25 protein-coding genes are annotated in these 21,900 nt (G+C 35.5%); 5 read left to right on the top strand and 20 right to left on the bottom strand.

From position 1 onward, the window contains the following. Positions 1-18 precede the first annotated feature (18 nt). On the top strand, positions 19-537 hold the full coding sequence (locus KPL75_RS18420; RefSeq protein ID WP_219917260.1) for a general stress protein: 519 nt from the start codon (positions 19-21) through the stop codon (positions 535-537). 254 nt (positions 538-791) lie between these two features. Here KPL75_RS18420 and KPL75_RS18415 read toward each other — a convergent pair whose 3' ends face one another. After that, positions 792-1,340: an NAD(P)H-dependent oxidoreductase gene (locus KPL75_RS18415; protein WP_219917259.1), complete on the bottom strand. Its 549-nt coding sequence runs from the start codon at positions 1,338-1,340 to the stop codon at positions 792-794. 23 nt (positions 1,341-1,363) lie between these two features. Continuing rightward, the gene (locus KPL75_RS18410; RefSeq protein WP_219917258.1) at positions 1,364-1,903 is read right to left on the bottom strand and encodes an ester cyclase; all 540 of its coding nucleotides are present in this window, start codon (positions 1,901-1,903) and stop codon (positions 1,364-1,366) included. Between the two features lie 169 nt (positions 1,904-2,072). Between KPL75_RS18410 and KPL75_RS18405 the strand changes: the two genes are divergently transcribed. After that, the gene (locus KPL75_RS18405; protein ID WP_001059473.1) at positions 2,073-2,411 is read left to right on the top strand and encodes a winged helix-turn-helix transcriptional regulator; all 339 of its coding nucleotides are present in this window, start codon (positions 2,073-2,075) and stop codon (positions 2,409-2,411) included. A gap of 33 nt (positions 2,412-2,444) precedes the next feature. Here KPL75_RS18405 and KPL75_RS18400 read toward each other — a convergent pair whose 3' ends face one another. From KPL75_RS18400 to KPL75_RS18380, 5 genes are all read right to left on the bottom strand, one after another. Then, positions 2,445-3,647, bottom strand: coding sequence for an MFS transporter (locus KPL75_RS18400; RefSeq protein WP_219917257.1), 1,203 nt, complete (start codon positions 3,645-3,647; stop codon positions 2,445-2,447). Positions 3,648-3,858: 211 nt separating this feature from the next. Further along, a complete protein-coding gene (locus tag KPL75_RS18395; protein ID WP_219917256.1) occupies positions 3,859-4,437 on the bottom strand; it encodes a TetR/AcrR family transcriptional regulator in 579 nt (192 codons plus the stop codon). A 138-nt stretch (positions 4,438-4,575) separates the two neighbouring features. After that, positions 4,576-4,890, bottom strand: coding sequence for a DMT family transporter (locus KPL75_RS18390; protein ID WP_002150343.1), 315 nt, complete (start codon positions 4,888-4,890; stop codon positions 4,576-4,578). 2 nt (positions 4,891-4,892) lie between these two features. Continuing rightward, positions 4,893-5,249, bottom strand: a complete 357-nt coding sequence (locus tag KPL75_RS18385; RefSeq protein WP_002150346.1) for a DMT family transporter — start codon at positions 5,247-5,249, stop codon at positions 4,893-4,895. Positions 5,250-5,741: 492 nt separating this feature from the next. Continuing rightward, positions 5,742-6,101, bottom strand: coding sequence for a MerR family transcriptional regulator (locus KPL75_RS18380; protein ID WP_219917255.1), 360 nt, complete (start codon positions 6,099-6,101; stop codon positions 5,742-5,744). A gap of 141 nt (positions 6,102-6,242) precedes the next feature. Between KPL75_RS18380 and KPL75_RS18375 the strand changes: the two genes are divergently transcribed. Further along, positions 6,243-7,013 carry an SDR family NAD(P)-dependent oxidoreductase gene (locus KPL75_RS18375; protein WP_219917254.1) on the top strand — a complete coding sequence of 257 codons (771 nt, stop codon included), beginning with the start codon at positions 6,243-6,245 and terminating at the stop codon, positions 7,011-7,013. Positions 7,014-7,093: 80 nt separating this feature from the next. On the opposite strand, the gene KPL75_RS18370 is transcribed toward KPL75_RS18375, so the two are convergent. Together KPL75_RS18370 and KPL75_RS18365 are read right to left on the bottom strand one after the other, a co-directional pair. Further along, positions 7,094-7,549 (bottom strand): N-acetyltransferase, encoded by a 456-nt coding sequence (locus KPL75_RS18370; RefSeq protein ID WP_000686685.1) that lies wholly within the window; start codon positions 7,547-7,549, stop codon positions 7,094-7,096. Positions 7,550-7,677: 128 nt separating this feature from the next. Further along, the gene (locus tag KPL75_RS18365) at positions 7,678-8,172 is read right to left on the bottom strand and encodes an Lrp/AsnC family transcriptional regulator (RefSeq protein ID WP_219917253.1); all 495 of its coding nucleotides are present in this window, start codon (positions 8,170-8,172) and stop codon (positions 7,678-7,680) included. Between the two features lie 205 nt (positions 8,173-8,377). Between KPL75_RS18365 and KPL75_RS18360 the strand changes: the two genes are divergently transcribed. After that, complete coding sequence (locus tag KPL75_RS18360; protein ID WP_219917252.1) at positions 8,378-9,289, top strand: DMT family transporter; 912 nt, start codon at positions 8,378-8,380, stop codon at positions 9,287-9,289. A gap of 32 nt (positions 9,290-9,321) precedes the next feature. On the opposite strand, the gene KPL75_RS18355 is transcribed toward KPL75_RS18360, so the two are convergent. The 9 genes from KPL75_RS18355 to KPL75_RS18315 form a co-directional block, all read right to left on the bottom strand. Next, positions 9,322-9,804: a PRK06770 family protein gene (locus KPL75_RS18355; RefSeq protein ID WP_002159153.1), complete on the bottom strand. Its 483-nt coding sequence runs from the start codon at positions 9,802-9,804 to the stop codon at positions 9,322-9,324. Between the two features lie 87 nt (positions 9,805-9,891). Further along, the gene (locus tag KPL75_RS18350) at positions 9,892-10,293 is read right to left on the bottom strand and encodes a nuclear transport factor 2 family protein (protein WP_219917251.1); all 402 of its coding nucleotides are present in this window, start codon (positions 10,291-10,293) and stop codon (positions 9,892-9,894) included. Between the two features lie 157 nt (positions 10,294-10,450). Continuing rightward, positions 10,451-10,855, bottom strand: coding sequence for a DoxX family protein (locus tag KPL75_RS18345; RefSeq protein ID WP_219917250.1), 405 nt, complete (start codon positions 10,853-10,855; stop codon positions 10,451-10,453). A gap of 153 nt (positions 10,856-11,008) precedes the next feature. After that, positions 11,009-12,082: a DUF871 domain-containing protein gene (locus tag KPL75_RS18340; protein ID WP_219917249.1), complete on the bottom strand. Its 1,074-nt coding sequence runs from the start codon at positions 12,080-12,082 to the stop codon at positions 11,009-11,011. 50 nt (positions 12,083-12,132) lie between these two features. Beyond that, positions 12,133-13,497, bottom strand: coding sequence for a PTS transporter subunit EIIC (locus tag KPL75_RS18335; RefSeq protein ID WP_219917248.1), 1,365 nt, complete (start codon positions 13,495-13,497; stop codon positions 12,133-12,135). 23 nt (positions 13,498-13,520) lie between these two features. Further along, on the bottom strand, positions 13,521-14,405 hold the full coding sequence (gene murQ, locus KPL75_RS18330; RefSeq protein WP_219917247.1) for an N-acetylmuramic acid 6-phosphate etherase: 885 nt from the start codon (positions 14,403-14,405) through the stop codon (positions 13,521-13,523). Between the two features lie 156 nt (positions 14,406-14,561). After that, complete coding sequence (locus KPL75_RS18325; protein ID WP_219917246.1) at positions 14,562-15,425, bottom strand: MurR/RpiR family transcriptional regulator; 864 nt, start codon at positions 15,423-15,425, stop codon at positions 14,562-14,564. 30 nt (positions 15,426-15,455) lie between these two features. Continuing rightward, complete coding sequence (locus KPL75_RS18320) at positions 15,456-15,773, bottom strand: outer surface protein (protein ID WP_219917245.1); 318 nt, start codon at positions 15,771-15,773, stop codon at positions 15,456-15,458. 124 nt (positions 15,774-15,897) lie between these two features. After that, complete coding sequence (locus tag KPL75_RS18315; RefSeq protein ID WP_219917244.1) at positions 15,898-17,079, bottom strand: cation:proton antiporter; 1,182 nt, start codon at positions 17,077-17,079, stop codon at positions 15,898-15,900. A gap of 202 nt (positions 17,080-17,281) precedes the next feature. Between KPL75_RS18315 and KPL75_RS18310 the strand changes: the two genes are divergently transcribed. Next, entirely contained in the window at positions 17,282-18,718 is a 1,437-nt protein-coding gene (locus KPL75_RS18310) for a branched-chain amino acid transporter BcaP (protein WP_193657631.1), read from the top strand. A gap of 131 nt (positions 18,719-18,849) precedes the next feature. On the opposite strand, the gene KPL75_RS18305 is transcribed toward KPL75_RS18310, so the two are convergent. Continuing rightward, positions 18,850-19,053, bottom strand: coding sequence for a hypothetical protein (locus tag KPL75_RS18305; RefSeq protein WP_000391508.1), 204 nt, complete (start codon positions 19,051-19,053; stop codon positions 18,850-18,852). A gap of 80 nt (positions 19,054-19,133) precedes the next feature. Then, a complete protein-coding gene (locus KPL75_RS18300; RefSeq protein ID WP_219917243.1) occupies positions 19,134-21,596 on the bottom strand; it encodes a LamG-like jellyroll fold domain-containing protein in 2,463 nt (820 codons plus the stop codon). Positions 21,597-21,900 lie beyond the last annotated feature (304 nt).

The following is a 21,900-nucleotide window of genomic DNA, read 5'->3' as shown; positions in this document are numbered from 1 at the left end:
TATAAAAGGAGAAGAACCATGAAAAGCAACCTAGAAAAAAGGCTTTCCTATCTATATACAGGTGAATTATTTTCAGTCATTACTTTTATTTTTACAAGTTACTTACTTAATTATGCTTATCCTACACTATATCTATATTCCCTATACTCTTTTTGGGTCTCGTTTCTTCTTTTAGAGTTTCTCTTACTACAAGGAACTGCTTACTGGTACGTAAAGTGGAAAAGATTAAAAAAAGAAAAAACATCTGTTACACCTATTTGGATTATTCAATATTTAAAAATACTAAAAAAGTTTAATATAGGATTGATTATCACAGGACTTATTATGTTTATTATCGATTTTTTAATTTGGTATCCCCAATTACCTTTGGGCGGGCTATCATTCGCCCTATTCGTTTATGTTTTTGCATTATTTGAGTATATTAACTATTATCATATTCAGCTTTCATATGATAACACCTCTGATATTAAATATTTGATAAAATCAAAAAAACTAAAACAGTCCTGTATGAGTAAAGATTTTCAACGTATTTCATAAAGTGAAACTATGATCAGTGGGGGTTTACGGGTAGCCCGACTCCCACCTAGCCTCTTTGCTCCAGCCGAATTTTGAGCTGTGAGTTTTACTGCACGGCAAATAGCGGGATAAAATATTAGATTCCGCTTATGAAGACTTTAAGCCAATAAAAACGAAGCGATTTTCACGAATACAAAAGAAGGTACTACACTCTTAGTAGTACCTTCTTTTATATTTTTAAAGATGAACCTTCTTACGCACAAGGATGCAAACTATTATTTAATTACTTCATCCAAATGATTTTTCAAGTTTAATAAGTATTGCTCTATATTAGGATTCTTCACCACATCATAACAAGCAAAACTCTTTAACAGACTCATACCGAGAAACTTCTGCACACGGTGTAAATGACTAAGCGTTGATTCTAAACTTGCTCCTTCAAAAAACTTCGTCTTATCTCCAAATGCTTTTTCAGGTGCATTCCAAGTTGTAGAAAACATATACCGCTTCTCTTTTAGTAAACCACCTGTTCCGTATTCATTCGCACCTTCAAAAAACAAGCCGTATTCATATACTTCATCCATATATGTTTTAAATAATCCCGGTACACTAAACCAGTAAATTGGTGTTTGATAAACCACAACATCGGCCCATAAAAACTTCTCTTGTTCTTCTTTAATACTATATCCATCTTGAATCGTTGTTGTTTTCACATGATGATTCTCGCTTAATACCGTTACCATATAATCAACTAACGTTTTATTTAATCGTCCTTCTTTCGTACCGTATTTCTCATGTCCATTTATAATAAAAATATTTTTCATCGCTTTTCTCTCCCCTATTTGATCTACTCTTCAGCTATTAAGCCCAGTTGCTGCTTCAGCGTAAGATTATCTTCTAAATGCCAATCTTCCGTTATCTTTCCGTCTTTCACATGCAAAATATCAATTGCAAAAAAATTGATTTTCTTATCATTATGCGTTCCTGTAAAAGAAAGACGAGCTGTTACTTTATCTCCAACAACTAATAAATCTTCAATCTCACAATGTATATCAGGAACGACTTTACGAAAATTTTGCGCCGCAAATTTTAAGCCTTCAGTACCTTGTGGACGGCCTTTTGGCAATGTATTATCGGTAAAATTTTCAGTAACAGTCTGCGGAATAAGTTCCTCTTTACCTGTATCCCAAAATGTGTAAAAACGCTGAACTGCATGGACGATTTCTGTCGCTTCCTTTTTACTTAATGAAGGATCAATTGTCATTGCTTTTGGCTTCGGCATTTCCTTTAATAACTGAATTTCAATTTTTTGCTCACCACTACATGCTACAAGCACAATACAAATGACAAAAAAACTAAGGAACACAAACAACTTTTTTATACCCATGGAAATCACCTCCTCCTCATACAAACCCTTTGTATTTCGTATTGCTATTGTATATGCACTAACTTCCTTTATGGAAGTAGTAATATTTTTTTCATATAGTTACCAAAAGGATAGTTTTGTGATACTATAAAGCAAATTCATTCAAAATTTTTTTATGGAGGCTAGTTCCATGAACAATATAGATCCGGTTGTATTAACGAAAGGCTTACCTGGAATCCCATGTCCTATCGCTAAAACGCTTGACGTAATTAGTACAAAATGGACATTTTTAATTATTCGTGACCTTCTTATCGAAGGGACATTACGGTTTAGTGATTTACAAAAATCAATGGATGGGATTAGTCCGAAAACATTGTCACTTCGCCTAAAAGAATTAGAAGCACAAGGGATTATAACGAGAAAAGTATATCCAGAAGTTCCGCCTCGTGTAGAATACACATTAACGGATAAAGGAAAGCAATTAGAGGGGATATTTATTGAATTAAAGCGGTTTGGATTAAGTTTGTAAAACAAAAACCCCTTACAACGGTAAGGGGTTTTATTACTTCGCGAAACTTTGAGCTAACTGTTTCTCTCTCCACATAAATGTAATGCCGAGACCAACGATTAAAACAACACCTGAAAATGCATATGGATAATTAATGTTTATATCAAATAATATTCCGCCCATCGCTGGTCCTGCGATATTTCCTAAACTCGTATACGTTGAGTTCATACCAGCAACGAATCCTTGCTCTTTTCCAGCTGCTTTTGATAAAAATGTCGTTAAAGCTGGACGAAGTAAATCAAATGCTAAGAAAATAAAACAAGTAACAAGGAGCACACTCCAATAATTAAAGACGATAGTTGAAACGAATGCTAACACTGCTCCTACAACTAAACATATTTGAATTAATACTTTCTCACCGAACATGTCTACCAATTTTCCAAACATAAATACTTGCACAACTACCCCAAAGATTGAGCTAATTGTAATAATGGCAGCAATATCTTTCGGTGTGAAACCAAATTTATGATCAGAGAACAGGCTAAACACAGTTTCATATGCTGATAATCCAAATGCGAGTACAAATACAATAATAAATGCGATTGCATACATTGGATTTAATGATTTCTTTAAATCCCCGATAAAACTTGATTCTTTCGTATTAGCGGAAATCTCTGCAAGTTCCTCTTTCGTTAAAGGCTCTTTCAAAATAAAGATGGAAATAACACATGCTACAAAGGCAATCACTGCTGCCACAAAGAACGGCACACGTATACCGTATTCTGCAATAAACCCGCCGATTCCAGGCCCTATAATAAATCCGGTACTAATAGCCGCTGAAAGATATCCCATCGCCTTTGGACGTTCTTGAATAGAAGTAATATCAGCAACATATGCCGTAACACCCGGCATAATAAACGCGGCACTAATTCCGCCTAACACCCTCGCTGCATAAAGCATCCACACATCTGTACCTAATCCAAAAAGAAGCTCTGAAACACCAAAAATAAATAATCCAATGATTATCATTTTCTTCCTACCGTAAATGTCGACCCAACGACCCGTAATAGGTGAAGTAATAAGCTGAGCCATTGCAAACACTGCAACGAGATAGCCCATCGTCTTTCCTGTTAAATTCATATCATTCATAAAGGATGGCATAACCGGAATGATTAATCCAATCCCTAAAAAAGCGATAAATATATTACTCAAAAGAATGATCAATACCATCTTTTGTTCTTTTATCGGTTTCTTCACTTTTTAACACCTCTTCCCGTAAGTTCCTCTCAAAAATAATGCCCAAGAAGCTTTTTCTTTATCCTGCTATTTGTGGGCTAATAATGAGTGGAGATGCCCCCACTCATTAAAGTTTCACTTTATCCTTCCACACATACATAAACACACGGTGAATGACTATCATTCAGTTTTTCGCAGAAATGAACCTACCTTTTCAGACAGGTTCATCTTACTATTTCTTTATATGTAGTGCATGTGTTAAAAAATCTAATACTTCTGCCTTTTGTAGCTCGACTTGCTCATCATCTTTATGATCGTATAAATAAACTTGTTCCGCTGCTGATTCAACAAGAGCGATAAATAACTTGGCTGTTCGCTCTGCGTGAACCGAATCACGAATTTCACCAGCTTCTTTTGCCTCGCTTAAAAATTCGCTTAGCCACATATAAAGAGGCTCATACACAGCTTCCCATTCTTTTATATGTTCAGTAGATGCAAGGCCCGCATACATTAATGCCTGTATTTCACGATATTCAGCTATAAAGTTAAATACTGCATCTATTACTTGCTCAACTTTACTTGAAAAAGCTGCATCGTTCTGTACTTTTTCTTTCACTGCAAGTATCATCTTCTCAACCATCACTTCTGCTATTGCAGGCATAACAGATAACTTAGAAGGAAAATATAAATAGAAAGTTCCTTGTGCAATGCCAGCCAATTTCACGATATCAGAAATCTTCGTTTTTTCAACGCCCTTTTCCTGAAACACTTCAATAGCTGCATAGACAATTTTTTCTTTTTTATTCATCATCTAAACCCTTTCACACGCGTATTGAATGACTGTCACTCATTTTATAAAATAACTAGCTGTACTGTCAATCATCGTGCACTTTTCATAATAAAAATCCCCCAACAAATCGTTAGGAGATTTAACTTTAATATCCTTTTCTTATGAAAGGGCCTTTAATCCCGTAACTCCACATACGATAAGAGCTACGCTAATCAAACGCGCCTTACTTTTCGATTCACCAAACAGAAACATATTTAATAAAACTGCGCCTGCTGTTCCAATGCCAATCCAAACCGCATAAGCCACACTTACTTGTAAGAACAAGAAAGAAGTGTATAAGAATGCGAAGGAAGTTGCAAATCCACCTATATAAATCGCTCCATTTGCTAGCGTCTTATCTTTACTATACATTTTAAGGCCTATCACACCGACTATTTCACTAATTGCAGCAAAAAATACGAAAATCCAACCCATTTTTAAGCAGCTCCTTTCACAATTTCTTCCGCGGTTTCTTCTTTATTATCAGCCAGTTTTAAACCGATAACACCCGCCACGACCATCACGATAAAGAATAGTTTTCCTACACTGAAGCTACCGCCGAAAAGGAATACATCCATTAAGAAAGTACCTACCGTACCAGCTCCGGCAAACACAGCATATACAGTCCCTGTTGCAAGATGTTCGCACGCTTTAGAAAGAAAATGAAAATCAACAGCGATAACTCCTACAATAATGACCCAATGCCACCAAGTATGAGCTGTATTAAAACCGAACACCCAAAAGACTTCAAAAATACATGTTAATATGACATATAACCAAGCTTTATTTTTCATATCTCTCACCTTCTATTATTTACTGACTGATCGTCAGTCATTTTTAATTTAAAAAATATAATCTCACTCTAACTACTATTTAAAAAACCAATATCATCCTCATTTATCCTTATATTTGTTCCGTTATTAAGCTAACTACATATAAAAGTTGCTTATCTACACCCTTTCACAGAAAAAAATGACTGAATGTCATTCATAAACATTCTACATGACCAATTGATAAAGTGTCAACACCCGGATTCTATTAACCAAAAAATATTTTAAATTTCTCAAATCTACATGTATAGTTCTTAATAATCTGTCAATAATGGTAGTAACAAAATATTTTCTCCATTCCCCCTTGGAGATCCCTTTGAATTGAGCAGTTGCTTTTAGCTAACTGCTCTTTTTTAATTTATCGGCACATTATAATAAAATACTCATAGATAAATTCCAAAACAAAGACCTGTACTCCCTTTTCAACATGCAACAAAGAACGAAATATTTTGTACGCTATTTACTTTTCAACGAGTCTTTGTATGCAATGATTTTATTTTCGAGCATCTTCTCTGTAATTTCTAAGTTTTCTCTTTGAGTTCGAATAGATTTCCTATGATTTTCTAACAGTTGTAAACGAGCTTCAGTTGTATGCTCCCCTTCTAAATATAATCTAGCGTATTCTCTTATTTTCGCTATCGGCATTTGTGTTTGTTTTAACTTCATTACAAACTGCAACCACTTTATATGTGACTCTTCATACAATCTATTCCCATTTGCATCGCGATTTGCAATTAATATATTCTCCTTTTCATAATAACGTAATGTATGTGTGCTCACTCCTAATAATTTAGCTACCTCGCTAATTGTGTACATACTAAAAACCCCCTCCTCATACCATTTACCCTCATATATTTTGCGCTCTTATCAAATTTATAAAAAACATTTGACTTAGAGTATACTCTAACAAATACAATCTAACCATAATAAAATAATTTGAATTTAGGAGGCTTTTATATGAAATATACTGTTATTACTGGTGCTAGTTCAGGAATTGGCTATGAATCCGCTTTAGCCTTTGCATCTCGCGGAAAAAATTTAATACTTGTAGCTCGAAGACAAGAAGAATTAAACGGATTAAAATTAAAAATTAATGAAATGCATCCGGAGTTGGATGTTATCATTCGAAAAACCGATTTATCCGTCACGGAAAATGTTTATAAACTTTATGAAAGTCTACAAAGTTTCCAGATTGAAACGTGGATTAACAACGCAGGTTTTGGTAATTTCGCCTCAATTGCTGAACAAAATTTAAACAAAATAGAAACGATGTTGCATGTAAATATAGAAGCACTAACAATACTATCTTCTCTTTTCGTTCGAGATTATTCAATGATTGATGGAACACAGCTTATTAACGTTTCATCGGGCGGTGGATATACGATTGTCGCTAATGCTGTTACGTATTGCGCTACGAAATTCTATGTAAGTGCATTTACAGAAGGATTATCTCACGAACTGAAAGAACAAGGTGCAAAATTACAAGCAAAAGTTTTAGCTCCTGGTGCAACTGAAACAGAGTTCGCGAAACGCTCATTTGATATTGATGAATTCCAATACGATAATGTTGTACCAAAATTCCACACTGCAAAACAAATGGCACAATTTATGCTCGACCTTTATGATAGCGATAAAGTTGTAGGGCTTGTCGATGGTTCTACTTATAACTATGAGCTTAAAAATCCCATTTTTAATTTTGCAGTAAGAAAAACAAATTCAAATTCTTAACAACATCTCATTTCTGACTAAAATATAGATGCCCACTATTTCTTAAATAATAGTGGGCTTTTTTTCTCTCTCTAAAAATTTCACCCAACATACCTAATCATCGCCACTTCATCACAATAATCAACTTTTGGACAATGCCTGCAATCAATCCATACTTTCTCTGGCAACACTTCTTTATTCACAAAATCAAACCCACACTTTTGAAAAAATTCCGTTTCATATGTTAAAGAAATTACCCTGTTCACTTTTATTTTTGCTGCCTCATTCATTACATGATTCACTAACATACGCCCGATCCCTTTTCCTGCATATGTATGCGAAACTACTAACGATCGTACTTCTGCAAGATCCTCTCCTAACACATGTAAACCGGCAACTCCAACGACTTCCTCTCCTTCTTTCATAACATATAAACATTGCAAATATTGATAGAGAGACAAAAGCGAACGCGGTAAAACCACTCCCTCCTTTGCATAAACTTCAATGAGACTATAAATTCCTTTCACATCACTCGTAACCGCATTACAGATTTTCATATTATATCCCCTTGCCCCCGATATTAATATTTATAACTCAAAGTGAATTTTAATACATAATTTCATATAATAATACATCTCTCTTTTCTCCTCGTCAATCACTTTATACAAACAAAAAACCAAGCAATCTAATCGATGCTTGGTTCTTCATTTCGTATCGGTAATACCGTCGAATATTTAATTTCACGAAGTGCTAAACTCGTCTGTATCCGTGTAATACCAAGCTTATTCAGCTTTCTAATAAAATGCTCCAGTTCCTTACGATCACGATTTGCAACTTTTAATAAATAATCATATTCTCCTGTTAAACAGTGACATTCTAACACTTCAGGCATAGATTCTAATTCTCGTTCTAGCACTTCAAGCTTTTCATACTGATGAATATTCGTGCTCATAAAAATGAAGCAAAGTAAATCAAAACCTAGCTTTCCTTGGTTTAAAATTGCGACTTGCTTATCAATAAACCCTTCCCCATCTAACCTTTTTATTCGTGCATGCATCGCAGCTGGTGATAAATTAACGCGGCGTGCAAGTTCCGCATTACTTACTTGCGACTCCTTTTGCAGTATATCTAAAATTTGTATATCCAAATCATCTAACACCTTAATAACAGATGACTCCATCAAAATTCCCCCTTTTTTCTTACCGACGATTATTCGAAGAAACATCTCATAACTTATATAAAACTGAATGTTTTTCTGCAAATAAGATTTCTAACAAAACATTTTATTGAGTTTTAACCATTATACAAAAGAATATATTACACAATAAAGAAAAATGCTAAAATTATTTACAATTCGTATTGATTATAACAAAGGGGATTTTAATATGCCTTATTTTTATGTCTTTTTACTATTATTAACGAGCTTATTATGGGGAGGAAATTTTGTCGTCGGGAAATCACTTGTCGATCATGCGTCTCCGACGACACTGACAAGTTTAAGATGGATGATTGCGATTGTTTGTTTATTACCACTCGTATGGTTTAAAGAGAAGAAAGTTATTCCACCGCGTGCTGCTATAATCCCATTAGTAATTATGGGAATTACAGGCGTCGCTCTTTTCAACATTTTTCAATTTTTAGCACTAGAAAAAACATCCGCAACGAATGTAGGTCTTATTTCTACATTGAACGCTATTTCGATTGCATTATTTTCTGTGCTATTTCTAAAAGAAAAAGTAAATACACTTCAAATTCTTTCTATGATTCTTTCATTTTTCGGGGTCATCCTCGTTCTTTTAAAAGGAAATTTCGCTCTTTTATTTTCACTACATTTTAATAGCGGAGATTTATGGATGATTGCAGCAGTTTGTATTTGGGGCATTTATTCTGTTTGTAGTAAATGGGCGACAAAAACAGTTACACCACTAATGGCGACGTTATATTCTGGCATTTTTGGCTTCATTTTATTGCTTCCATTTAGCATAGGCAACTTCACTGTTTCCAATATTAATTCTTCCTTCATAACATCACTTTTATATACAGGACTCGTTTCAACGGTCCTTTGTATGGTATTTTGGAACATTGGTGTACAGAAATTAGGAGCTACTACATCGGGTATTTTTCTAAATTTCAATCCAATTTTCACAGCTATTTTAGCATTTATTTTCCTCGGAGAAGAACTAACATGGATTCAAATTTTCGGGACAGTTATCGTTGTGACAGGATGTTATTTATTTTCTCATTTCAAAACAGTTGCTGTTCAGCCAACTAGAACTTTAGTGCGAAAGCATTCTTAATGAAAAACATCGCCACCAGAGTGGCGATGTTTTTATTTACCTTTCATTTCTTTCACATACTGTTTTTCTTCTTCTGGCGATAAACGTTCTGTTGCCTTTCCGGTATCACCACCTTGAATTTCCCACAAAAAGTTATGCTCCTCAACCGTTTGTGAAAAGTCTCCTTTCTCCCAACGCTCCAAAGTAGAAAGTAACTTTGATTTATGTTTAAAATTTGTACTACTTTCTACTGCATTTTTCGCACTACGAATTTCCTTATTTGTCATTTCAATAAATCCCCATTTTTCAGAGGATTTCACTTTTTGATGTACCATCCTATGCATTGTAGAAATAATTTCATCTTCACTAGCTTGTTGTTTCTCTTCCTTTGCTTTCTTCCCTTGTTGCCCCATTACATTTTGTGCTTTAAGACTCTTCTCCTCTTCTTCTATATAATTAAGAAGTTTAGTAACACCGAATACAGCTCCTATCGCAATTACAATCATTGTAATTGTCCCTATAATCCATTTTTTCATATTATGTATTCCCCATTCCCCTAATAATCACATAAACAAATAGAATCGCCTGCGCACAGCCGATTCCATTTGTTTCCTTATTTCATTTTAAACCTTAATAGCTTCTCGCACAATATAACTATCCACATATTGCTTGAATTTTATGATTTTTCCATTTTTAAGATTCCATATATGAACGAATTCTGCTTCAAATGATTTTCCCGTTTCTTTATAAACTCCAGAATACATACCTTCAGCAATAATTACATCTTTTCCGTTTACTTCATGGTACGTATTTACGCTCGCTTTATAATCATCCCATTCTGATTCTAAACGACTAAATACATTTTCCATTATAGCTTCTATACCTATATACGTTCCGCCGTACGGGAAACCTTCTGCCTCTGTCCATTCTACTTTTTCAGAGAGAGCTTCTGCTAAATGTTTTGCATTTGAAGAAGATGGTCCTTCATATGTGCTTCGAATAATTTCTAAATTTGATTTAGACATAGTAATTCCTCCCTCGTTTATTTATTTTTTACACAAGTTGTAACCGAAATAGTTACAACTTGTGTAAAAAAATATTCTAATTATTTTATTCTTAACTCAGTTATTGTAACTATTATAGTTACAATAACTCTTTAAGTCAACAATTTATAAATAAAATTTACTTCGTTTTCACTACTTTCTCTTTTAAGAAACGATCTACATATCCTTCTGCTTTTACAACGAATAAATACGCACCCATTGATAATAATGCAAGATCTAATTCATATCCTGGATTCTTTCCATCGCCTAATAACCCTGCTGCTCCATTTACCTTTACGATAGCTCCAGCCAAAATAAGAGCGAATAACAATCCTACATATCGTACACCTAAACCGATGATTAATAATATACCACCTACTAATTCAACTGTTGCTACGCCGTATGCAAGACCACCTGGTAAGCCGATGCTTGTAAACCACCCTGCTACGTTATCGATACCTGATTGAAACTTTGCTAAACCGTGTGCAAAAAACGTAACTCCTAACACGATACGAATAATTAAATTACCAATATATTGATTCATTCTGAACTCTCCTTTTTCGTTTTGTTATGGTGAACATTTATTTACAAGACAAAACAATACGGTATTTCTTTTCATTCGTCAAATACTTTTTTTAAAGAAAACAAAAAACATTATCCGTTTTACGAATAATGTCTTTTATAAAATAGCGCTAATTCAAGCTTTTACTCTATCGCACAGAAAAAGTTGAAACTTTTTTCCAGCATCAACATAAGGCAATAAAGACACATCTTCTTCAATCACCATCCCAACAACATTCACTCTCTCATCTTCAGGTAAATCATTTATAACAATTTGCATCTCTCCAGCATATCTACCGTACAATTCATTATCGATTGTAATACTGCCTTTCTTTCTTGAAATTGTATTCACTGGCTGTAAAATCACTTTATTTTCTTCTCGCGATTCTACAGAACGAATTACGTCACGTGCTGGATCTAATCTATTTGTATGCACTTGCTCTACCACTTTTAATACTTCACTTTCATTTATAAATGACTCATACCGCACCGGAATAATCCCTCTACTCGCGCTCGCGATTTCTTGTACACTTTCGAGACTTCCGCTTATATCCCCAATTAACACTTTATCAACATTGCACTCTTGAACAAGCTCTAAATACGCCTCAAGCGGGCGCATATGTCGATGTTTTTCCAAAGTCGGTAACCCTTCATATAACGGGCCACGTTTTTCCCCATCTCCTGGAATAAATGCCATCGTTTTTATTCCGCGCTCCTGTAAATATTGATTTTGTTTTTGTAAGAAGGACTTTGCTAGTCCCGTTTCTGGACGCGGGTAAAAATTATGCCACGCTTCTACACGATCTACTCGTATATTTTCCGCAAGTAACTCTTTCCAAAATGATTCTGTAATCGTACTCGCATTTAAAGCCACTTTCATTTTATGAGATACGAGCGCAATTTCTTTTGGTGCAATACCGTAATCCATTCGCAAACCAGTAATGCCCCACTCTACTAACTCTTCCACATTTTCATACGTTATTCCTAAATGCTGTAAAGATTTAGGAGAGACATCGACCATTAATTCCATTCCATACTTCAGCGCTTGTTTCCCAAGTATTTGTATTAATTCTTTATACGTATTCGGATCATCTTCTGGAATGTGAAGAGATGTAAAAATAGATAAAAAACCGTTCTCCCTCCCCATTTTTAACCATTCTTCTTGTTTCTCTACTCGCTCTTTTGAAAGATAAATTGAAACTCCTAACATATAAATCTCTCCTTCTACTAATATAAAAAAAGAGAAAGGAATCCCTTTCTCTATATGTTTTCTGCCATTTCTTCTTTAAAGCCGAAGAAGTACGTAAAGATAAATCCGAAAGTATATGCAATCACTAACCCTAAGAAATATAATAAATATTTATTATCAGCAATTAACGGAATTAAAGATAATCCTGATACACCGATTCCGAGTGAAGCCGTTTTCATTACTGCCTGGAATGCCCCACCGACAGCCGCTCCTAAACAAGCAGTAATAAATGGTTTCCCAAGTGGTAATGTAACCCCATATAATAACGGTTCGCCAATTCCTAAAAATCCAACTGGCAATCCACCTTTAATCACATTACGAAGTCGTTTATTTTTTGTTTTTACATAAATCGCAATCGCTGCTCCTACTTGCCCAGCGCCAGCCATTGCGAGTACTGGTAATAAAGGTGTTACATGTGTTTGATTAATGAATTCCATATGAATTGGTGTTAAACCATGATGTAACCCGACCATAACGAGAGGTAAAAATGTTCCTGCAAGCACAGCTCCCGCAAATGCTCCGCCAACATTTAAAATTGCGTTAATACCGCTCGTAATACCATCAGATAAGAATCCCGCTGCTGGCTGGATCGCTAACATCGTTACTATACTTACAGCTAATACAGTAATAAGCGGTGTTACAATAATATCTACTGCATTCGGCACTGCTTTTCGTACTCGTCTCTCAACTACTACCATAAGCCATGCTGCAAAAATAACTGCAAACAATCCGCCCCGGCCAGGTACCATTGCTTCACCAAATAATTTCACATTTGCCATCGCCGGATTAAAAATTAAAATACCAGCAATCGCTCCAAGAACTGGTGTCCCGCCAAATTCTTTCGCTGTATTCCAACCGACTAAAATCCCTAAAAATGTAAAGATACCGCCGCCAATAAGTAGTAACATTTGTAGCCATGTAGCATTCGGATCAGCACCTGCGTTTTTCGCGAAGTTAGCAACTCCGTTTATAATTCCTGATGCAACAAGACCAGGTATTAACGGAATAAAAATGTTACCTATTTTTCGTAAAAAGTTCTTCACTGGTGTATTATTTTTCTTCTTCATCTCTGATTTAATCTCTTGACCAATATCTTCAAGATGATGATCTGCAACCTCACCAATTCGTAATCCTGTTAAAACTTCCATTTCAGCTGCTACTTTATTTACCGTTCCTGGACCAACAACAACTTGAAGCGTTTCATCTTCAATGACGCCCATAACGCCTTCAACCTTTTTCAAAAGGTCCATGTTCACTTTACTTTCATCATGAAGCGTTAATCGTAACCTCGTCATACAATGAGCAATGCCACGAATATTTTGTACTCCCCCAAGTTGCTCCGTAATCCTACTGGCCATTATCTCTTCTTTCTTCATAACAGAATCCCCCTCCCCATAGTTTAAAGTGCCTTCTTCACAAATCCTTTCGCCGCTTTTAATTTTTCTAGTGCTTCCCCATATTCACACTGTAGTAATATCATAACGATTGCAACTTTCACATTTCGATTTGCTTTCTCATAATACTCTGTAGCTACTTCATAACTAGCTCCTGTCGCTTCCACAATAATTCGTTTTGAGCGTTCTACCAATTTTGCATTTGTAGATTGAACATCTACCATTAAGTTTTTATATACTTTCCCTACGCCAATCATAGACGCTGTAGAAATCATATTCAGTACTAACTTTTGCGCTGTACCAGCCTTCAATCGTGTTGAGCCTGTTAATATTTCTGCGCCTGTCTCCACTTCCACATTTAGTTTTGCATATTTACTTATTTCAGCATTTTTATTACAAGAAATACTCGCCGTACTAGCTCCCACGCTACTTGCGTATTTCAATCCACCAATTACATAAGGTGTTCTACCACTTGCTGCAATTCCAATCACCGTATCTTTCTCGTTTAATCCTATACTTTTTAAATCTTCTTCTGCTAACTCTTCACGATCTTCGGCGCCTTCCACCGCTTTAGTAAACGCTTTCAATCCACCCGCTATAAATCCTTGCACCATTTTATCATCCGTTCCAAATGTCGGTGGACATTCAACCGCATCTAAAATACCTAAACGGCCACTCGTACCAGCCCCAATATAAATTAATCGGCCCTCTTCTTCAAAAGATTTAATAACAGTCTGTACTATCTTTTCAATTTGTTCTATCTCTTTTTCAACTGCTAACGCAACCGTTCGATCTTCTTCATTCATACTTTGTAACACTTCTTTTATACCCATCTCATCTAGATTCGTCGTTTTCTCATTACGGTGTTCTGTCGATAAATTTTCTAACATATTGCCACCCTCTTTGAAATTATATTTCACACTTTTATTATAACTTCAAGAAATTAAAAATCAATAACTCTTTCTTATTTTATGAAATAAAATTTCATAACATGACATATTTGTGTCAAAGATAATAAAAAAAGATGAGTCTCCTCATCTTTTCTTCTACTTTAACTTCCGTAACCGCAACGCTTCTTCTCGCGTCTCCATAAATTGATCCAACACTTTATTACCAATACGATTAAAAGTAATCACATATAAAGCATCAATCATATTCAGTTGTGTCATTCTCGAAGCAATACTCGCAATACGATGATCTTGCTCTACATCCGGCATACAAAGGCGAATGTCTGCAGCTTTATATAAAGGAGATGATTGATCTAGCTTCGTAATCGCAATAACTGTAGCTCCTCGCTTCTTCGCATATTGCGCCATTTCGAGCACATCTTTCGTCCGCCCAGAAGTTGAAATCGCCACAAATATATCTCCTTCTTTTAAATTCGTTACGAGTGGCAACATCATATGAAAATCAGATAGCATCATCGCAGTAAATCCAAGCCTAGTAAATTTATAAGCTCCGTCCATCGCCGGTGTAGCTGATCCACCTACACCATAAAATATGATCTTATTAGCATTTACAATACTATCTGCAGCTTTCTCAAGTTCCTTCTTATCTATCGCAGTAACACTCGCCTCAATTGCAGCTTTATTCACATATGTAACTTTATTAAACAAATCGTACGGTCCGTCTTCTGTATTCATCACTGAAAAATCGTTAATATTATAATCAACAATTGTTAATTCACGAACGAGTGCTATCTTAAATGCTTTAAAGCTTCCAATACCGATTGTTTTACAAAAACGTACAACACTCGCCTCACTCGATCCCGCATTTGTAGACACTTCTTTTGTCGTTAAATTTGGAACAATCTCTGCGTTCTCCATTATGTACATGGCAACCTTCTTTTCAGCTGGTGAAAATTGATCCATATTATTTTCAATTTTAAATAGTAATGTTGAAGCTTTCACTATTTAACCTCCACTTCTTACGGTTGCTTTTTATTTCTCATTTTCTCCTTCTTCATAGAGATAATAGCCATCATCACCAGGAGGATGAAACACATTTACAGTGCGATTCCCTTTTTGATAAACGGTTCTTTCCCCTTCTGTCCACTTCTTTTCCCATCCTTTTATCCAAACTGCAAAGTCTGGTAAAAATGCAGTGTATTTATATTCTTGTGGATAACGGCCTTCGACATGAGAAGAAAACATAGAAACCGGAAAATCTTTCACCTTTGATTCTTTTCCTACAATAAATGGCATGCACAGTAAAAGAAGTATAACTACGCCTATAACTTTCCCCCTCGTAATCTTCATCTATTTCTCTCCTTACCCTACATATACGTAGATTTTACCATAATTACAACCCATTCATGCTACATAATCAGTGCTTTTTTCGCTTAAAAAAAGAGCTTACCTATATAAGATAAGCCCTTTCTCGCTATACAAAATATTTCTTCAAAAGTGGCGGCGTAATAATCGTCGTCAATATAACAACAATGACAATAGCTGTGAAATTTTCTTTCGCTAATAAATTCGCAGTTAATCCATTTGCTGCAATAATGAGCGCTACTTCTCCGCGTGATACCATCCCTGCACCGATACTAATAGAAGATTGTAAGTTAAATCCTGTTAGTCTTGCTCCTAAACCTGATCCAATTAACTTTGTGAAAATCGCAATGAGCGTCATAATGATAATGAACCAAAGTTGGCTTCCGATACCTTGAAATGTAATTTCCATTCCGATACTTACGAAGAAAACCGGTACGAATATCGCGTAAGCAATCGGTTCAATTTTATGTTCCACTTCATGCTTATACTCTGTTTGAGAAATCGCAATCCCAGCTGCAAATGCTCCAATAATACCTGCAATTCCCATCATTTCACTGTAATACGAAAAAGAGAAACAAATAATAAGTGCAGCACTAATTAACGCTTCTGTTACGCGAAGTGGTACGAGCATTTTCATAATCCACGGAACAACTTTCCAAGCGATAAAAACGATACTTACAAAAAAGATGATTTTTTTTGCAATTACAAGTGTTACATTTACATCTTGTGTGCCTAAAAAGCTCATGACAAACGCTAATAAAATAACGACAATCACATCGTCAAATACTGCTGCGCCTAAAATTGTTGTACTTTCTCTCGTATTCATTTTCCCTAAATCTCTTAGCGTTTGAACAGAAATACTAACCGATGTGGCACAAAGTAATAATCCTAAAAAAATCGCATGCGACTGCAACATTCCAAAAGCAAGCCCCGCTAAATACCCACCAAGGAATGGGAAAATAATTCCTCCCATCGCTACTGCGAATGCAGATTTTAAATTACGATTTAACTCTTCTAAATCAGTTTCGAGTCCTGCCATAAACATAAGTAACAAAACACCAATTTCGCTAAGCTCATCAATAAGTTCAGAACTATTAATAATACCGAGTACTGCAGGACCGATAATAATACCAACGATTAATTTACCAAGTACAGAAGGCTGTCCAAGCCTAACACTAATATCACCAGCTAATTTCGTACAAAGTAAAATGACAACAAGTTCAAAATAAAATAACATAGCATCTTCTCCTACTATATGAAGTAAAACTTTAGTCAGTGGGTTATTCTTCATCCCTACTGATTGTTAACCTGCATCTATTTCTGCACATAGTTTCTCCTTACAGCCGGCATTTTATTTGTTAAAGTTTTATTTGACAAAATATTCTCAATTATAATAAGATTAATCCAGAAATTTCAAAAAAACTACATCTCATAACTGTATCTTCATTCACTTACATACTCTTTTCCAATGGGCTCGTACTATATTCGCAGTTATGGAGATGAAAACTAAAGGAGGAGAGTTCAAAGTGAAGTCATTATTACGAAAAAAAGCGCTTAGTACTGAATCACCACGGCAGCTAGATAGAACATTAACGGCACTCGATTTAACGTTTTTAGGAATCGGCGCCGTAATTGGGACAGGGATTTTTGTATTAACAGGTATTGTAGCAGCAAAACATTCTGGTCCTGGTATTATGCTATCATTCCTTATTGCTGCATTTACTTGTGCTTGCGTAGCTTTTTGTTATGCCGAATTCGCTTCTTCTATACCAGTCTCAGGAAGTGTTTATACTTATGCATACATGACCGTAGGAGAAGTTGTCGCCTTCATCGTTGGTTGGTGTTTAATGCTCGAATATTTACTCGCAGTTGCAGCGGTAGCTGTTGGCTGGTCTGGATATTTACAATCATTGCTTCAAGGATTCAATATACACCTTCCCGCCATTATTTCCTCGGCCCCCGGAACGGGAAAAGGTGGTCTCATTGATTTACCGGCTGTTTGTATTTTACTTCTCATTACTGGGCTTTTAAGTTTTGGTATACGCGAAAGCGCACGCATTAATAATATTATGGTCCTTATAAAATTAGCAGTTATTATCGCCTTTATCATAGCAGGCGCAAAATATGTAAAGCCTGAAAATTGGACACCGTTCATTCCATTCGGGTACGACGGTATTATTACTGGTGCTGCCACTGTCTTCTTTGCCTTTTTAGGTTTTGATGCAATCGCAACTGCGGCAGAAGAAACGAAAAAACCGCAGCGTGATTTACCAATTGGCATTATCGGTTCCCTTCTTATTTGTACAGTTTTATACATGATCGTATCTTTCGTTTTAACAGGTATGGTTCCTTATACGCAATTAGATGTTTCTGATCCAGTTGCATTTGCACTGCATTTCGTTGGCGAAGATACTATTGCAGGGCTACTTGCAGTTGGTGCGATGACAGGAATGACAACCGTTCTTTTAGTCGTTATGTATGGACAAGTTCGTGTTTCTTATGCAATGAGCCGAGACGGCTTGCTCCCAAAAGCGTTATCACGCGTAAATAAAAAAGTAAAAATCCCTTTACTAAACACATGGATTACCGGGGTATTTGCAGCTTTATTAGCAGGGCTTTTAGATTTACATTTACTAGCGAATTTAGTAAACATCGGTACGTTAACAGCCTTCACATTCGTTTGCTTTGCTGTACTTATTTTACGGAAAACTCATCCTGATTTAAAACGTGGCTTTCGCGCACCACTCGTACCTGTACTACCAATTGTCGCTATTCTTTGTTGTTTATATTTAATGATTAATTTATCCAAAACGACATGGATCAGCTTTGCAGTCTGGCTTATAATCGGTCTATGCGTCTACTTCTTCTACTCTAGAAAACATAGTCATTTAGCTAATGAAAAAACAAATGATGAGAAGAAAAATGCGTAATAAAATAGCTCGCCTATAAAACGGCGAGCTATTTTCATGTCTATTATGTTTTTTAGTTAACGATTGTAAACTGAAAAATATACCGATGCAAGTAAGTACATAACCTACAACTTTTGCATACGTATTTCCCCTTACTTCGTCTCCTTCTTTTTCTTCCTCCACGCATTTACACTATCAAAGAAAAAGTTAATAAATAGCGTTCCTAATCCCGCTAATAAAAATGTCATTAAAAATAGAACCCATATACTTTTATCTTTTAATAAATAATATCCTACAAGGAGCACAACCGCGATCCATACATATTCAAGAATTCTTTTTAGTTTTTTCTCTTCCAAATTATTCGCTCCCTTTTGTTATACTATTTTTAGTATAACAAAAAAGAAGCCTATCATGATAAGCTTCTTTTTCTTCTATCTTATTTATTCATGCTTTTTTCAACGAGTGAAATCGCATGCTCTAATGTACGATTCATCGTTTCTACCTGCGTATCTTTTACTTTCGCATCTTTTAATACAGCTTCTGCAACTGTAATTTTTTGCTGTAATGATTTCACTGAACCGTCTGTTATATTTCCATCTTGCGCTTTCTTTACGGCAGCTTTGGCCGATTCAATGTTGATTTGTAATTTTTCTTTCGGTGTTTTTGGCTGTTCTTCTGCCACTTTTGATTGTACGAATGTTACATTAGCTGTTTTTAATTCGTTATATATTTGTACAATTTGTTCTCCAGTACGTCCTACATTTTCAAACGCTTGCTTTGCAGTGTTATAGCTTTTCTCTAGTTCTTGAAATGCTTCCTTTGAGTACTGACCTGACTTATCACCAAATTCATACGTGCCAGCTAACACTTCTTTTACTTTTCCTAGCTCTTCATATAACGCGTTTACTTGCTCTAACTTCGTACGATTAAAAAACTCATTGTACGCTGCTAATACTTCTGAAGAACTTAATGCTTTACTATATAATTTTGCTAACGCAATTTGTCCATTTAACGGAATACCGCCATTTCCGTTACTATCTGGATCTGCACCAAGTGCAAATGGTACGTTCGGGTGATATACTTTCCCTTGAGCTGGCTGACTATTTACTTTTTTACCATCTACATAAATTGCTACTTCACTTCCATTATACGTTCCTGTTAAATGATACGTTTTGTTTGCTTCTAATTGAACGCCCACACGTTTATAGCTTCCGCCAATATGAGCCCATAATTCTACATATCCACTTCCTGTAGACTCAAAACCAATTCCACCGCTCTCTGTATTTTGCAAAATACCTTGTCCGCGAATTTCATTCATTGAAAATACAGTTTCTAACGTAAATGAATTTGCTACTTTTTCTTTTTGTGTTGCTGAAAATGGAAGGTATCCAAATGTATTTGCTTTTCCATTTAATTTCATTACATTTGTTTTCAAAGCTTTATCATATTCAATAGATACATTCCCTTTCATATCACCTTTCGTTCCAAACGGTGAGTTATCTTTAAATGTACCATCTAAGAAATTCACATCAAAAACGTCTGCCTTTGGTACTTTCACATTCGGATCAATATTATCTTTTTTCGTTGTGATTTCTGCAGTTAGTGGCTGCGCGCTTTCATTGCCAAACGAATCAATTGCAACTACTTCAAGTGTATATGATTTCCCGCCATCTAATCCTGCAAGCGTAAATGTAAGTTCTTTCGGCACTGGATCACGATAAAACTCAGAGAACGCTAATAGCTTATTTTTAATCTCACCTGTTTGTTTATCCTTTGCTTGCAAGCGATAAGAATGAACAAGAAGGTTGTCCAACGCTTGCGGGAATGTTACTGTTGCCGCATTTTCCGTTACATTTGATACAGTAAGCTTTGCATCCTTCGCAAAGTATGGCTTTTCTTTATCACGATCTTCTACATAGTTGAATCCTTCTTTTTTCGTTGGTAATTTAATTTTCCAAGGCTCACCTGTCCAAGAGTTTGTATGGAAATCACGGCGATTAATTGTTACTTCTTTATCATCCACTTCTACTAATAAACCTTGGCTTAATGTACTAGCTCCTGGCGGGATATTCCCTTGTACTTTACCGCCTTCAACTTCCATATAGCTTACAGAAGATGTTCCAACAGACGTAAAGTCTTTTTGATGAATCGATTTTGGATCATCTAACGGATAATGTGAATGACCTGAAAACGTAATTACTTGTGGGTATTCTTTTAATACCGCATTAATTTTTGCACTATCTTTCGTTCCCCATTCTTGACTACCGTACACTGTATCTTTAATATGTTGATGTAAAAACACAAAAATCGGTTTTTCCGGATCATCTTTTTGTGCCTTTGCCATTTCTTCTTTTAACCAATTAATTTGCTTGTCCGAATAATACCCATGTGTCGTTTCATTTTCTGGAGACATTACGATAAAATGATAGCCTTTTACCACTTTATGATAATAAATCGATTCCATTCCTGTCTTTTCTAAGAAGCGCTTTTGCGCTCCCTCTACAGATAAACCGTTCCAATAATCATGATTACCTAGAGAATTCATTCGTACCGCATCTTTATTTGCATTTTCGTTATACACTTGCATAAAACGATCATATTGCTTTACTGAACCCGAATCAGTAAAATCACCTACAATGACAAACGCATCTTGCTTTGGTGCAAGCGTATTAAATTGCTCAATCGCTCTTTTCCAGCGGAACGTATCATCTGTTCCACTATCTTTAATATGCACATCACTTACAACTGGAAAAACAAGCTTCTTCTCACTTGGTGCCTTTTCTTGCTTTTTCTCTTCCGCTTTAACCGACGCACTCCACGGAAATGACACGAATGCTAATACAAAAACCATCAATAATCCAATAAGTCCTTTTACTTTTCTTAAAGCAGTTCTTTCCACGTAAATCCTCCTCATATAATAAACTATTTACAATGGTTATTGTATCGAATGCATATTAACTTCGTTTAAATTAAGAATGAAATTTATTTAAGTTTTGTAAATATACAGTCAATTTTGCGTAACATCCCACATTACTTGTATTATCTTATACAACCACCTTTTGTCTTACAGACTCTCATAACTTATTATGAGCTGTAAGCCTATTAAACATCTTTCGTGAAATTTTTCGCCCCTTTATTAACACAACTATCGTTTTACAACATTTAATAGTAATAAAAAGAAACTATGAAGGGAGGAACTATTA

It is taken from the genome of Bacillus sp. NP247, from assembly GCF_018966865.1.
In the GTDB taxonomy this organism is placed as follows: domain Bacteria; phylum Bacillota; class Bacilli; order Bacillales; family Bacillaceae_G; genus Bacillus_A.
Note: the sequence above shows the minus strand (reverse complement) of the source record. Positions and strands in the feature narration are given on the sequence as shown.

Excerpts from the sequence above, each read along its gene's own strand:
- KPL75_RS18365 (WP_219917253.1), bottom strand. The coding sequence starts at position 8,172 with ATGGAGTCATCTGTTATTAAGGTGTTAGATGATTTGGATATACAAATT.
- KPL75_RS18370 (WP_000686685.1), bottom strand. The coding sequence starts at position 7,549 with ATGAAAATCTGTAATGCGGTTACGAGTGATGTGAAAGGAATTTATAGT.
- KPL75_RS18355 (WP_002159153.1), bottom strand. The coding sequence starts at position 9,804 with ATGAAAAAATGGATTATAGGGACAATTACAATGATTGTAATTGCGATA.
- KPL75_RS18420 (WP_219917260.1), top strand. The coding sequence starts at position 19 with ATGAAAAGCAACCTAGAAAAAAGGCTTTCCTATCTATATACAGGTGAA.
- KPL75_RS18410 (WP_219917258.1), bottom strand. The coding sequence starts at position 1,903 with ATGGGTATAAAAAAGTTGTTTGTGTTCCTTAGTTTTTTTGTCATTTGT.
- KPL75_RS18340 (WP_219917249.1), bottom strand. The coding sequence starts at position 12,082 with ATGTTAGGAGTTTCAATTTATCTTTCAAAAGAGCGAGTAGAGAAACAA.
- KPL75_RS18360 (WP_219917252.1), top strand. The coding sequence starts at position 8,378 with ATGCCTTATTTTTATGTCTTTTTACTATTATTAACGAGCTTATTATGG.
- KPL75_RS18415 (WP_219917259.1), bottom strand. The coding sequence starts at position 1,340 with ATGAAAAATATTTTTATTATAAATGGACATGAGAAATACGGTACGAAA.
- KPL75_RS18385 (WP_002150346.1), bottom strand. The coding sequence starts at position 5,249 with ATGAAAAATAAAGCTTGGTTATATGTCATATTAACATGTATTTTTGAA.
- KPL75_RS18310 (WP_193657631.1), top strand. The coding sequence starts at position 17,282 with ATGGAGATGAAAACTAAAGGAGGAGAGTTCAAAGTGAAGTCATTATTA.
- KPL75_RS18390 (WP_002150343.1), bottom strand. The coding sequence starts at position 4,890 with ATGGGTTGGATTTTCGTATTTTTTGCTGCAATTAGTGAAATAGTCGGT.
- KPL75_RS18320 (WP_219917245.1), bottom strand. The coding sequence starts at position 15,773 with ATGAAGATTACGAGGGGGAAAGTTATAGGCGTAGTTATACTTCTTTTA.
- KPL75_RS18405 (WP_001059473.1), top strand. The coding sequence starts at position 2,073 with ATGAACAATATAGATCCGGTTGTATTAACGAAAGGCTTACCTGGAATC.
- murQ (WP_219917247.1), bottom strand. The coding sequence starts at position 14,405 with ATGTTAGAAAATTTATCGACAGAACACCGTAATGAGAAAACGACGAAT.
- KPL75_RS18335 (WP_219917248.1), bottom strand. The coding sequence starts at position 13,497 with ATGAAGAAAGAAGAGATAATGGCCAGTAGGATTACGGAGCAACTTGGG.
- KPL75_RS18315 (WP_219917244.1), bottom strand. The coding sequence starts at position 17,079 with ATGAAGAATAACCCACTGACTAAAGTTTTACTTCATATAGTAGGAGAA.
- KPL75_RS18350 (WP_219917251.1), bottom strand. The coding sequence starts at position 10,293 with ATGTCTAAATCAAATTTAGAAATTATTCGAAGCACATATGAAGGACCA.
- KPL75_RS18345 (WP_219917250.1), bottom strand. The coding sequence starts at position 10,855 with ATGAATCAATATATTGGTAATTTAATTATTCGTATCGTGTTAGGAGTT.
- KPL75_RS18375 (WP_219917254.1), top strand. The coding sequence starts at position 6,243 with ATGAAATATACTGTTATTACTGGTGCTAGTTCAGGAATTGGCTATGAA.
- KPL75_RS18380 (WP_219917255.1), bottom strand. The coding sequence starts at position 6,101 with ATGTACACAATTAGCGAGGTAGCTAAATTATTAGGAGTGAGCACACAT.
- KPL75_RS18395 (WP_219917256.1), bottom strand. The coding sequence starts at position 4,437 with ATGATGAATAAAAAAGAAAAAATTGTCTATGCAGCTATTGAAGTGTTT.